This window comes from Bacillus sp. C1 (genome assembly GCF_054570475.1).
In genome coordinates, this window is record NZ_JBTMZT010000008.1 from 95383 (window position 1) to 109172 (window position 13790).

The window sequence follows — 13790 nt, forward strand, 5'->3', positions numbered from 1 at the left end:
AGAAAGGTTCACTTCAACGAACCTTTCTCTTTATTTTTTATTCTCTTTTTGGAGAGCATCCCAAGCCTTTAAAATTTCCGCTGCAACAAGGGCTGCACTATTTGTTTCAGAATTACCACCAGGAATAATGACAGAAATAGCAATATCCGGATTTTTAGTAGGAGCATATGAAATAAATAGAGAATGATTGATAACTTTTTCTTGCTCGTTTGGAGAACCTGTTATTCCCGTCTTACCAGAAACATCAAAGGGCAAGTTTTTAAATTCTTGTATATTTTGACTCATTCCACTTTGTAAAACATCCCAGAAATTTGTAGGATAACGATTTGAACTTGTTAAGTTTGGTTTATATTCTTTTGTTCTTTTATCACCGTTTTCTATGATAGCATTCACGATTTGTGGTTTGTATTTGTCTCCTTTATTTGCAAGAGTAGCTGCATATTGAGCAAGTTGGAGAGTAGTATGTACTTCATTTGCGCCCCAAGAAGCATTCAATAAAGCTGAAATTCCACTTTCAAAATTACTAGCTGCATGTAACTTATATTGTCCGTCTTCTTCATAAGGTAAATCAACCCCAGTTTTCGAGCGAAGACCGAATTGTTTTAAATAGTTTGTCCACAAGGTTGCTACTTTTTCTAAATTCCCATTATTTTTGTTGAATAATGGAATAGCTACTTTTGCCGTCATAAATGTATTTGATGAATGAATGATAGCTTGACTCGGTGTAATTTCACCAGTTGGAGTTCCAGCAGCATTGGTGATGTTATTTTGATTATTATAATGAAAGCTCCCTTTATCTAAATACGTATCTTCAGGCTGAAAAAGCTTTTCGTTTAATCCAATTAATATCGTAAGCGGTTTTATAGTTGATGCCATATTGACATAAGAATCACCATACTTTAATTTTTGGATTGTTTTATTTTGAGCAAGTAATTTGTTGTTTTCTTTTTCAGACGATGATAAAGGTGTATTGAATATATTTGGATCAAAAACAGGCGAGTTAGCCATCGTTAATATTTCTCCAGTTTTTACATCAATTACAACAGCATAACCAGCAGTAGCATTAGGGGATTTCTGAATTTGAGATCGTAGTGCTTCTTCTGTTTTTTGCTGCAGTTTATAGTCTAGAGTTAGCTGAATATCTTTTCCTCTTTGAGGATTTTGTATGTTCCATAAGAACTTTTTATCTTTCACTTTAAAAGTGAGCGTTTTTCCTGGCTTTCCTTTTAAATCGTTTTCATATTGAAGTTCAATTCCGTTTTTACCAATAGGAACAGAATTAGAACCCTCAACATACCCAATTACTTGTGAAGCAATTTCGTGATGTGGATAAACGCGTATCAATTCATTTTTTACGATTACATTTTGAAAGTTATGTTCGTTTATAAATGTGAACTCTTTATCATTTAAGTTTGCATGTAATCGTATTTCATTTTGATTATGATGTTTACAAGTTTTTTGTAATTGTGAATGTATATCATCTACTGAAATTTTATGGTTAAACTTGGCTGAAAACTGATTTAAAAAGCTTGATAACTTCGCAACTTCTTGATTGGCTGGACAACCATTATTGACATAATACAAAGATTTTACTTTTTTATTTGTGGCTAATGCGACTCCATTTTGGTCAATAATTGTTCCTCTTTCAGCAGCAGAAGTTGTGATAGTAAACGAAATAAAATTCGTTTTGAATAAAAATGTCAAAACAACTCCTAACATGAAAAGAATCGTTACAATGATCCACTTCTTCGATTTTTTATGTAACATAAAATCCTCCCTTACCTAGACTATACTCTATATTAAAATTTATTATTTTTTTTGTAAATGTGGGAACAACTTTATCATTTGGATTGTCTATTAAGTGTAATAGCGTTTTTAGAGAAAAGAGCTGCTAAGAAAGGAGCAAGGATCATGAAAAAGAAAATGATATTAAAAGTAGGTTTATGTGTAAGTATATTGGGGGGGAGCCAATTTACTAATTCCATATTTTCAGTACAAGCTGCAGAAACAGTAGAACAAATAAATAATAAAGATCAAGAGAAAGATGTATCCATCTCACAGCTGCACCCAAAGGTATGGATGCATACAAGCATTGGAGTGGTCGATGGAACACGTATTCCGGCAAATGGTTTAATTCTTGAAACATCTAAAGGACTCGTACTAATTGATACACCTTGGAACGATGCTCTGACAGATCAATTGCTTCAAATGTTAAAAAAGCAATTTCCTACAAAAAAGGTTACAGATGCAATTGTGACACACGCACATGACGATCGTATCGGAGGAATGAAAACACTGACTAAAAAAGGCATCAAGGTACACAGTACGGCTTTAACTGCCGATTTAGCAGAGAAACAAGGTTTTGATAGACCACTTGGAGATTTGAAGAAACGCGATAATATGCGATTTGGTGATATAAACGTGGAAACATTTTATCCTGGAAAAGGACATACACAAGATAACATAACAGTTTGGTTACCAAAGTATAAAATCCTATTTGGAGGATGTTTAATAAAATCATTAGATACACAAGAGATTGTACAAACTCCAGGTTCATATGTAACTAATTGGTCAAAGGCAATTAAAAAAGTAGAAAAGAAATACAGCGATATAAATATGGTTGTACCAGGACATGGAGATCCAGGAGATAATCGATTATTTACTCATACGTTGAATTTATTAAAAAATAAAGAAAGTTAATATGACATGACAGCCATATCATATAGAGGAACAGTCTAATGTATTTATAAAAAATAAGGGAAACTGCTTATGATGGAATGTAGTTTCTCTTATTTTTTATGAAAAAGGAGACCGATTTCATCTTCATCTATTCATTTCATGTATTGAATGAAACACTACCTTTTCGGTTTCTTTGTATGGAGAGCGGATAACGTTACACAAATTTGCATATAAAACTGTAATCTGAACGGAATTTATGAAAATAAATATGGAGGATATATGAAAAAACAAACAGGAAAAAAGCAGAAGACATCGATATCGATTCGATTAAATATCTTATTTTTCGGCGTATTTATACTATTTTCGGCTATTATTGTTCAGCTAGGAAAAGTACAAATTGTTGATGGAGAGACTTATAAAAATCAAGTGAAAAAAAACGAAGACGCAACAATGAGTATTCCAGTTCCACGTGGGAAAATGTATGATCGAGAAGGGAAACCGGTTGTTGATAATAGAGCACTTCGTACGATTACGTATACAAGGTTGAAGGAAGCGAGCTCTGAAGACATTTTAAAAACTGCTACAGATATTGCAAAGATACTTGAAATATCAGAAGAAGAGATAAATAAATTAACTGAAGTAGATAAAAAAGATTTTTGGATGCAATTAAATAAAAAGCGTGCCGAAGCAAAGATTACGAAGCAAGATGAGGAAAAGTTTAGAGAAAAGGGTATAGAAGGGAAAGAGTTAGACAAGAGAATCGAAGAGTTAAGACGAAAGCGTATTACAGAGGAAGAATTAGGAGAGCTCACGTCACAAGACTTAAAAGTGTTAGCTATAAAAAGTAAAATGAGTTCTGGTTATCAAATGACACCACAAATTATTAAAAAAGACGTGACAGAGCAAGAGTATACGAGGATAAGTGAAAATTTAACGAAATTCCCAGGAATAGATGCGACCGTTGATTGGGAACGAAACTATATAAATGGTGATTTATTTCGTTCGGTACTAGGTAATATAACAAGTGCTGAAGAAGGATTGCCAAAAGAACACTTAGATTCTTATTTGGTCCGCGGATATAATCGGAACGATCGCGTAGGGAAAAGTTATATTGAACAACGGTATGAAGATGTTTTACATGGCACAAAAGAAGAAGTTAAAAATAATATGGATAAAGCGGGAAATGTTATTCAAACGGAAATAGTCTCTAAAGGAAAAAGTGGTAACAATTTAACTTTAACAATTGATATGGAGTTACAAAAGAAAGTAGAAGAAAGTATAGAAAAACATTTAAAAGCTTTTAAGAGTTCTGAACCATTACTGGATCGTGCTTTTGTTGTCATGATGGATCCAAAAACAGGACAACTTTTATCTATGGCTGGTAAAAGATTTGTAGAAAAAGATGGGAAAGCAGAAGTAGAAGATTTTGCATTAGGTAACATGGTAACTTCTTATGAGTTAGGATCAGCTGTAAAAGGTGCTACTTTATTAACTGGATATCAAACCGGAGCTATACAACCAGATACTCAATTTTATGACACGCCTATGAAATTTAAAGGCACGAGAGTTAAAAAATCATGGAATGTATCCGGATTTGGAAATGTTAATGATTTAAGAGCTTTACAAGTATCATCAAATGTATATATGTTTCATACAGCGCTACAAATAGCTGGAGTGAATTATGTACCAAATAGTTCATTGGATATTAAACAAGAAGCATTTGACACAATGCGTTATTATTTTAAACAATTTGGTTTAGGCGTCCCAACAGGAATTAATTTACCGAATGAAATAACTGGACAAACGAGGCAGAAAGATAGCCAACCTGGATTTTTATTAGATTTTTCGATTGGACAGTATGATACGTATACTCCATTACAATTGGCACAATATATTTCAACCATTGCAAATGATGGATACCGAATGCAGCCTCAAATTGTCCAAGAGATTCGAGAACAAACAAGTAAAAAAGAAGACATTGGGAAAGTTATACAATCGATAGAACCCGTTGTGTTAAATCGAGTGGATGTGAAATCGGAATATATCGATCGAGTAAAAGAAGGCTTTAGATGGGTATTTCAAGAAGGCGATGGGACGGGTGTGAAATATTTCAAAAATGCTTCGTACAAACCGGCTGGGAAAACAGGAACAGCTCAGACTGTATATGGAGGAGATAATAAAATTGGAAGGAATGAAAAGGGCGAACGTATGGAGTGCTACAATTTGACATTAGTTGGATATGCTCCATATGATAATCCAGAAATCGCATTTTCTGTAGTAGTCCCTTGGGTTCATAATGATAAAGGTGGTATTAATTCGTTAATTGGAAGGGATATATTAGATATATACTTTGATTTGAAAAAGCAGCGTATGAATGGTGAAGCTACTAATATAGTGAATTCTAGTCAGCAACAGTAAAATATCATTCTTTATCGGGAAGGGAATGTTTACTAGGATTCAAGTTATCTTATTTATCCCGCATTATCAGGCCGTAAAAATCTGATTGCATGGACGTATTAAAGTTTCATGTTATATAAGAAGCTTTTTGAATAAAAGAATGAAAGCATGTGGAATAGCAGATCGTACAGTTGCTATTCCACATAATTTTAATGATAACTGTATTACCAATATATTTAAAAGTAGGCTCTGTTTTAAATCAATGTTGAAATTTGATATAATTTCGTGAATACGCGATGATGTTGCTATAGTCAATGTAATATAGCCTATGCTTATACAAAAATAGCGGATTGTAAAGAAAGAGAGACAATATTTGTAAAGGAGATTGAGGTATGACAGAATTTTGGGAATCAAGTTTTATAGAAAATCAAATGATGTGGGGATTTGAACCTTCAGACTCCGCAATCTTAGCAAAGGACTTTTTCCTTGAAAAGAAAGTTAAGGATATATTGATTCCTGGTATTGGATATGGTAGAAATGCAAAGGTTTTTATTGATAACGGAATAGATGTAACAGGGATTGAGATTTCAAAAACAGCAATTGAATTGGCAAGGCAACATGAGCTTAATACTCGTGTTTTTCATGGTTCAGTAACCGATATGCCTTTTGATAACAAACTTTATGATGGTATATTTTGTTATGCGCTTATTCACTTATTGAATAAGCGTGAGCGAGAGAAGTTTATTGAAGATTGCTATAATCAGTTAAAACCAAACGGATATATGATTTTTACTACGATTTCAAAAGAAGCTCCGATGTTTGGAAAGGGGAAACAATTGGGGAAAGACTATTTCGAGATAATGGAAGGAATAAAAATGTTTTTTTATGATTTTGACTCGATCAAACAAGAATTCGGAAAATATGGGCTGATAGAATTTTCGGGAATTGTTGAGCCGCATAAGAATATGGAAAATAAACCGCCATTTAAATTTATAATGGTGAAATGTCAAAAAGAACTATAATTAAAATCGCATAAAAAATTTAAAATCGTCAATTGTTAATGGATAAGGCTTATGTGTAGCCTATTTACTAAAACCTTTAAGTGATTGCACATTATTTTGAAAAAGCAAATTAAGGGGAGCCAAAGGGCTTCCCTTAATTTTCAATACTTATAGTTAATGTTTCACCTCATCATACAATTCTAGTCCTTCTTTCACACTCAATCCATTTTTAACAATACCATGAATGGCTTGAATCATCGCAGCTGGATGTTCAGATTGCCAAATATTTCGGCCCATGTCAACGCCAATTGCACCTTCTTGCAATGCTTTGTATGTAATAGTTAAAGCATCTTCAATCGAATCTAATTTTGGTCCACCTGCAATGACAACCGGGGCAGGACATGTGCTTGTAATTTTCTCAAAACCCTCGCAGTAATACGTTTTAATAATATCGGCACCCATTTCAACGCATACGCGTGATGCAAGTGCTAAAAAGCGTGCTTCTCGTTTTTGGAGTTCTTTTGCTACGGCTGTAATACCGAGAACGGGTAAACCGTAATCATGCGCTTCAGAAACAACATGAGCTAGATTGCTAACGGTTTGTGTTTCGTATTCAGAGCCAACGAAAACAGATACGCCAACTCCGACTACATTTTGCCGAAGTGCTTCTTTAATTGGTGTAACAATCGTTTCATTTGCTAGGTCTTTACCGACGACAGTTGGACCACCTGAAACACGCAGTACCATTGGTGTTTTGCAGTCTTCAGGAATGCAGGAATTTAGTACACCTCTCGTTAAAAAGAGAGAATCTGTATAAGGAAGTAAATGTTTTACTGTTTCTAACGGCTCTTCTAATCCGTGAATTGGTCCTAAAAAGTAACCGTGATCAATTGCTAACATAACCGCTTTTCCATCAGGTAAAATTGTGTTTAATCGGTTTTGAAATCCCCAAGTCATTGTCAATCACTCCTTCGTTAATTTTGGATTTTCTGTTTGTACAGTATCTTTTTCTTGTAAATGTGGTGATTTAATAAAAACAGCTTTAAAGATTTGATCTGAGTGGTTAATCAAATAGTGAGATTCATGAGGACGAACTTGTAAGATGTCACCTTGTTTGATAGGTACTCTTTCATTATCAACATAGAAATCTATTTCACCTTCTAATGCATAAAAGATTTCCTCGCATGTTGTATGATAATGATTTTGAAATTCTTGCCCAGGTTGAATAACAACGATCCCAAGATCGATATTCGGGCCTTTTACTAAATATTTGGGGCCATGATTCCCAAAGCGATAGGGAAAATCTTCTTCATTTACTTTGAGCATATCGTTCACTCCTTTATATAATTGTTACAATGCGCCCGGCGCAATCCACATATGTGATGTGAATCCTTCATCAGCTAGTGGAAGTTGTTTTTCATAAACTGCCTTCCATGTTTTGTAAAATTGTTGATATTGTTTGTGATGTTCAGCATTCGGTTCATATGTGCGTTCCCACTTTACAAAATCTTGAGCGGTTCTTTCCATAGAGTCATATATTCCAGCACCAACTCCAGCGGCGATTGCTGTTCCTAAAGCAGCAGCTTCTTTTACGACAGGTACTTTGACAGGGATTCCGAGAACATCCGCAACAATTTGTGGCCATAGTTTGCCTTTAGCAGCACCGCCCGCAAATACGACTTCAGAAGGGAATTTTCCTGTTAAAGCTTCTATTAATTTTAAGTTTCCAAGTGTTACAAAGGCAGCATTTTCTTCAATCGCACGAAACAATTCTTTCTTGCCGCATGTTTCAGCGTCTAAATGTAAATTAATGAAAGAAGGGGCGGCGTGACGCCAAGAAATATAATTCATGACATTGGAAAAAATCGGCATAATGCCGTAAGATCCGATAGGCACTTGTTTAGCTTGTTCTTCTAGTAATTCGTAAGCATCTACACCAAGTTCATCTGCAAGCCGTTTTTCTTCTTGACAAAAGGCGTCGCGAAACCATCGCATAACAAGACCAGGAAAAAAAGCAATCGTCTCGTATTGCCAAAGCGTTGGGATAGCGTGGCAATTAACGCGAATATGAGCGCTCGGATCAGGTTGCGGACTTGTTATATTTACTTCTTGTTGCCAAAAGCTACCGCCGCAAATAAATGTTTGTTCCGGATGTACGACTCCTGAACCGAGCGAAGCCATCTGGGCATCTCCGCCCCCAGCAATAACCGGTGTTCCTACGTGTAATCCTGTTAACGCTGCACTTTGTTTTGTTACATGCCCGATAACTGTACCTGCTTCATTTACTTTTGGAGAGAATGATAGAGTGAGACCACATTTCTCAGCAATTGAATGATCCAAAGTTCTATTTTGTAAATTGAGAATACCGGATGTACATCCGTTTGAAGGGTCTATTTGCAACTCGCCGCATAATTTATAGAGAATCCAATCATTTAACATTGTAAAAGAATGGATATTTTTGTATATATTCGGCTGGTGTTTCTGAATCCAAAGTAATCTAGGTAAAGCACCTAGCGCAAAAGTCTGCCCTGATTTCTCATATAATTCTTCTTCCAGTTTTAAACGAATTTTTTTTAACTCACTTACTTCAGAGGAAGCGCGGCCATCAACGTTTGCACATGCCCATATCTCATGCCCATTTTTATCATATAAAACAAATCCTTCCCGCATGCTTGTTGCGCTGATCCCTTTAATAGAAGAAGCAGATACATTGCTTTTTTGGAGTACATCTTTCGTACATTCTTGAACGAGTTTCCAATTTTCTATCACATCAAAATTCATAGAATCAGGATAGCGAGAGTCTGATTTATGAACCCACTCCTTTTGACTTACGGCAAGCTGATTTCCTTGTAAATCAAAAAGAACAGCGCGGATACTACCAGTACCTGCATCATAAGCTAATAGAGTAGACATTATCTTCATTCCTTTCAACAATTGCCCGATGTTTTAAACATATGTGTTTCTTTTTTTGTTTATACCGATAGAAGTAGGAATTGTCCTGAAGAAAAATTTGTTCTAGATATGAAAAATAGGATATACAATGCTACAAAACAAGTAGAACAAAAAATCATTTTCTCAAAAATTGTTGCACAAATAGGGAGGTGATGATGTATGGAACCTATTTCGTTATTAAAGGTGAACCAGATAAGTAAGTCGTTTTCAGATCAGATTGTATTAAAAGGGGTTAACTTAGAGTTGCATTGCGGGGAAGTATACGCTTTAGTCGGTGGAAATGGTGCTGGCAAATCAACTTTAATGAAAATCTTAACAGGTTTATATTCGTATGATAGTGGAGAAATGTATGTGAAGGGAAAATTGCAACGTTTTTCTAACTCAGCAGAAGCACATTGTAAGGGGATTTATTTGATTCCACAAGAGCCGTTAATTTTTCCTCATATGACGATTGAAGAAAATATATGTATTGGAATAAAGGTTCAGAAGACAAAACTTCGTTCAAAGTTAAAAGATTTAATTAAGAATTTAGGTTGGGACATACAACTTAATGAAATGGGAGGTTCATTATCAATTGCGCAGCAACAATTAGTAGAAATATTAAGGGGATTAATAAGAGAAGCAGAGATTCTTATTTTAGATGAGCCAACATCAACATTAACAACTCATGAAATAAAGAGTCTTTTTGTGTTGATAAAAGACTTAAAAGAAAAGGGAATCGGGATGATCTATATTACGCATCGTTTCCCAGAAGTCTTTGAAATTGCGGATAAAGTGGCAATCTTACGTGATGGAATGATAATAAGTCAAGGGAACACATTAGACTATACATATGACATGTTAATGGAGGGGGTATCGCCAAAAGGTTATAAGCATGAAGAGAAGAAAGAGGCCCCTCAAGAAACAATGAATATTTCTAAGCAAGTATTAGAGGTAACACATTTGTCGAGCTATGCATTTCAAAATATATCAATAACCGTACATGCTGGAGAGGTTGTAGGCATTGCCGGTGTTGTTGGATCAGGTAGAACGGAATTAGCAGAAGCAATTTTCGGGCTAACGCCAGTGTTATCTGGAGCTATTTTATTAGAGGGGCTGCCGGTTACAGGGTATTCTACGAGAAGGAGATTAGATGAAGGGATGGTATATGTTCCGGAAGATCGAGCTAAGCATGGTATTTTTTCAATTGCGACAGTTAAAGAGAACGTAACGTCAGCATCTTTACACCAGATGAGTGCATTTTTTTTAAATCGCAAAAAAGAAAGCGTTTTAACAGAGGGGTATATCAATAAGTTTCGGATAGTTGCTTCTAATATAGATGAAAAAATGACATCTTTATCGGGGGGGAATCAACAAAAAGTTGTATTAGCAAAATATCTTGCCTGTGAACCTAAATTAATCATTCTTGATGAACCAACGCGCGGAATCGATGCAAAAGCAAGATTAGAAGTGTATGAGGTAATTCGACATTTAAAACAATCAGGACTTGCCATTTTACTCATTTCCTCAGATATAGAAGAAATTGTTCAATTAGCAAACCGCGTATATGTGATGAGGAATGGAACGTTTGTTTCTCATTTGGAGAAAGGAGAAGTTTGTATAGATGAAGTTACACGTCTCGCATATGGGGGAAGGGAAGGTATAACGGAATGAAACGCATTTCAAATCTATTTAAAATGCATGAAACATCCATTCTTATTTTATTACTTATTTACATAGCTCTCGTAGGAATGATGAATCCTAGTTTTGTTCAATTTAGTTCGCTTTCCTTAATTATGAAATCAAGTCTTATTTTAGTTCTATTAGTTATCGGTCAATCGTTCGTATTATTTACGAAAAATATCGATGTTTCAGTTGGCTCTACTATGGGGTTAAGCGCAGCAGTTTGCGGAATATTTTTGACAAATGGTCATAGTACCTTTATTTCCATCATTGCTGCAATCTTACTTGGAGTTGTCATTGGTTTGATAAATGGCATTGGGGTTACGAAGTTTCGTGTGCCGGCCATTATTATGACGTTAGGAATGTTAGGAATGATTAGAGGAACGATGTTGATCTATACAGGTGGTAAGTGGATTGAAGATATCCCTAATTCTTATAAACAACTGTCTTCTGTCATGATACTTGGCATTCCTGTTACAGTGTGGATCGTGCTCATTATTTTACTACTATTATATATTTTTTTAGCGAAAGCACCTTTTGGGAGATATTTTTATGCGACTGGAGACAACGAAGATGGAGCTAGGCTTATTGGGATACCGATAGATAAGGTGAAAATATATGCATTTATTATTTCTGGAATAAGCGCAGCACTTGCAGGATGCATATTTGTTATGAATATCGGTTTTGTACCAAATCAAACTGGTACCGGGATGGAGTTACAAGTTATTGCGGCTGCAGTTCTGGGCGGCATCCATCTTAAAGGTGGAACAGGATCTATCATAGGAGCAGCACTAGGTGCTATTTTTTTAGAAGTTATAAGTAGTTCACTAGTCTTTTTAAAAATACCCGCTTTTTGGAATAGTGCTATATCGGGATTTTTACTTTTACTTATTCTTATATTAGATAGCATATTAAAAAAATGGAAAGAAAGACGTCGTTTAGAAGAGAGGAGGATGAATCTATGAAGTATGCACGCGGATTATTAAGATGGGAAGGGGTTCTTATTGTATTACTTATGATAGAGTTCATTCTCTTTGGTTTATTAAACAGCGATTTTTTTCATATTAGCAATTTACTATTCAGTATGAATGACTTCATTTTTATTACGATTGCTGCGATTCCAATGACATTTGTAATTGTAACAGGTGGAATCGATGTATCGGTAGGATCGATTATGGGACTTACATCTATTTTGATTGGTGTACTCTGGATGAACGGAATCCCGGTTGTTTTCGCTGTAATCATCGCTTTACTTATTAGTTGTTTAGCAGGTTGTATCAATGGAATCATTATTAAAATGACAGATGTAGAACCTCTTGTTGTTACACTCGGCACGATGTTTTTGTATGCCGGAATAGCGCTTGTTATTTCCGGTGGATCCAATGCCAACGGATATGAGGGAATAAGCGGGTTACCAGACTCTTATGTGCAATTTGCAAATGGTAGTTTTATCGGAATTCCCAATTTATTATGGTTACTTTTATTTTTAACGGCGTTATTTACAGCGCTACTTCATCGAACAACATATGGTCGTTATGTCATATTGACAGGTGCGAATGAAAAAGCAGCTAAGTATTCCGGCATTCATACGAAAAAGGTAGTCGTTATCGCATATATTCTTTCCGGGTTAGGAGGTGGATTAGGAGGTGTTTTTTTAACCGCATATTTTGGATCAGCTCGAGCTGATATTGGAAACGAGACAATTTTGCCGGTTATTACGGCGGTTGTATTAGGCGGAACACTTATTACTGGAGGGAAAGGAAGCATTGTTGGAACAGTACTAGCAAGTATATTCGTTGGCATAATGCAGTATGGTTTACAAATGACAGGTTTAACGAATGAACAGTCAAATGTAGTGATTGGTATGATACTTATTCTCTCTGTTATTATGAGGCATTTCAAATTACAGAAACTCACGATGCGAAAGCAAAAGGAAAATGCATAAGGGGGAAATGTCATGAAAAGAAGCGTAGGGATTTTGATCATCATATGTGTTTGTATGATCGGTTTAATCGCTTGTTCTAACAAAACAGCAGACAAGAAAAAAGCAGATGATGCAAAATTTGCGTTCATTCCGAAGCTGACAGGAGTTGGCTTCTTTACATCAGGTGGTGAAGGAGCAAAAGAAATGGGAGATAAATTAGGCGTACAAGTAAAGTACGACGGACCATCGGAGGCGAGTGTATCGGGCCAAGTGAAATATATAAATAATTTTATTAATCAAAACTATGATGCATTAATGGTCTCATCAACATCAGTCGATGGACTTTCGCAATCATTACAACGTGCAAAGAAAAAAGGAATGACGGTTTTAACGTGGGATTCTGATGTGAACCCGAAAGATCGTTCGTTTTATATTAGCCAGGGAACCCCAGAGCAACTGGCAAATTTATTAATTCAAATGACGTCATCACAAATTGGAGATAAGGGAAAAGTAGCGTTCTTCTATTCTAGTCCGACTGTAACGGATCAAAACCAATGGGTGACAAAAGCAAAAGAAATGATTAAAGAAAAATACCCGAATTGGGAAATTGTAACGACGCAGTACGGAGAAAATAATGCGCAAAAATCATTATCAGTTGGCGAAAGTATTTTGAAAACGTATCCAGATATTAATGCGGTCATCTGTCCGGATGCAACGGCACTTCCAGCGATGGCGCAAGCCGCTGAAAATTTAAAAATGGATAAAAAGGTAGTCGTTACTGGATTTTCAACACCAAATGTAATGCGTGATTATGTAAAACGAGGAACGGTACAACAGTTTGGATTATGGGATGTAAAACAACAAGGAGCACTAGCGACGTATGTTGCAAATGAAATTGTAGTAAAAGGGAAGAAATTAAAAGTTGGTGATAGTTTTGAAGTTCCGAATATCGGGAAAGTAAAGGTGGAACCAAATTCTATTCAAGGTTATGATTACGAAGCTGAAGGAAATGGAATTATCGTATTGCCTGAGCGTGTTGTGTTTACGAAGGATAATATTGATAAGTATAATTTCTAAAGTAAAAAGTTCATTCCTATGTATACGGAATGAACTTTTTATTATTTTTGTTGGAATTTTTCATACAAAAGTATGAAAAGATTTTTATATCATTACCT

The 13790-nt window shown here is 35.4% G+C and carries 9 protein-coding genes and 2 pseudogenes; 7 read left to right on the forward strand and 4 right to left on the reverse strand.

Going from position 1 to position 13790, the window contains the following annotated elements; translation table 11 throughout:
- Window positions 1-8: 8 nt before the first annotated feature.
- A pseudogene (locus tag ACX5JI_RS19485) lies at window positions 9-1767 on the reverse strand (peptidoglycan D,D-transpeptidase FtsI family protein).
- Between the two features lie 144 nt (window positions 1768-1911).
- Here ACX5JI_RS19485 and bla point away from each other — a divergent pair.
- The 3 genes from bla (at window position 1912) to ACX5JI_RS19500 (ending at window position 6098) form a co-directional block, all read left to right on the forward strand.
- Window positions 1912-2700, forward strand: a complete 789-nt coding sequence (gene bla, locus ACX5JI_RS19490) for a subclass B1 metallo-beta-lactamase (RefSeq protein ID WP_459502686.1) — start codon at window positions 1912-1914, stop codon at window positions 2698-2700.
- Window positions 2701-2958: 258 nt separating this feature from the next.
- Window positions 2959-5097 carry a peptidoglycan D,D-transpeptidase FtsI family protein gene (locus tag ACX5JI_RS19495; RefSeq protein ID WP_459502687.1) on the forward strand — a complete coding sequence of 713 codons (2139 nt, stop codon included), beginning with the start codon at window positions 2959-2961 and terminating at the stop codon, window positions 5095-5097.
- 371 nt (window positions 5098-5468) lie between these two features.
- Window positions 5469-6098, forward strand: a complete 630-nt coding sequence (locus ACX5JI_RS19500; protein WP_459502688.1) for a class I SAM-dependent methyltransferase — start codon at window positions 5469-5471, stop codon at window positions 6096-6098.
- A 153-nt stretch (window positions 6099-6251) separates the two neighbouring features.
- Here the strand turns inward: ACX5JI_RS19500 and lsrF are convergent, their stop codons facing one another.
- Genes lsrF through lsrK form a run of 3 tightly spaced genes read right to left on the reverse strand, consistent with a single transcriptional unit; the run spans window position 6252 to window position 8990 of the window.
- Window positions 6252-7034 (reverse strand): 3-hydroxy-5-phosphonooxypentane-2,4-dione thiolase, encoded by a 783-nt coding sequence (lsrF, locus tag ACX5JI_RS19505; protein WP_459502690.1) that lies wholly within the window; start codon window positions 7032-7034, stop codon window positions 6252-6254.
- A gap of 6 nt (window positions 7035-7040) precedes the next feature.
- Entirely contained in the window at window positions 7041-7403 is a 363-nt protein-coding gene (locus ACX5JI_RS19510) for a cupin domain-containing protein (protein WP_459502692.1), read from the reverse strand.
- Between the two features lie 24 nt (window positions 7404-7427).
- Window positions 7428-8990 carry an autoinducer-2 kinase gene (gene lsrK / locus ACX5JI_RS19515; RefSeq protein ID WP_459502693.1) on the reverse strand — a complete coding sequence of 521 codons (1563 nt, stop codon included), beginning with the start codon at window positions 8988-8990 and terminating at the stop codon, window positions 7428-7430.
- A 198-nt stretch (window positions 8991-9188) separates the two neighbouring features.
- Here lsrK and ACX5JI_RS19520 point away from each other — a divergent pair, with 198 nt between their 5' ends.
- From ACX5JI_RS19520 to lsrB, 4 genes and pseudogenes are all read left to right on the forward strand, one after another.
- The gene (locus ACX5JI_RS19520) at window positions 9189-10682 is read left to right on the forward strand and encodes a sugar ABC transporter ATP-binding protein (protein WP_459502695.1); all 1494 of its coding nucleotides are present in this window, start codon (window positions 9189-9191) and stop codon (window positions 10680-10682) included.
- Entirely contained in the window at window positions 10679-11656 is a 978-nt protein-coding gene (locus tag ACX5JI_RS19525; RefSeq protein WP_459502697.1) for an ABC transporter permease subunit, read from the forward strand. The genes ACX5JI_RS19520 and ACX5JI_RS19525 overlap by 4 nt, the downstream gene beginning before the upstream one ends.
- Window positions 11653-12652, forward strand: a pseudogene (locus ACX5JI_RS19530) (ABC transporter permease). Before ACX5JI_RS19525 ends, ACX5JI_RS19530 begins: the two are co-directional and overlap by 4 nt.
- Complete coding sequence (gene lsrB, locus ACX5JI_RS19535; protein WP_459502699.1) at window positions 12649-13692, forward strand: autoinducer 2 ABC transporter substrate-binding protein LsrB; 1044 nt, start codon at window positions 12649-12651, stop codon at window positions 13690-13692. Before ACX5JI_RS19530 ends, lsrB begins: the two are co-directional and overlap by 4 nt.
- The last annotated feature ends 98 nt before the right edge of the window (window positions 13693-13790 follow it).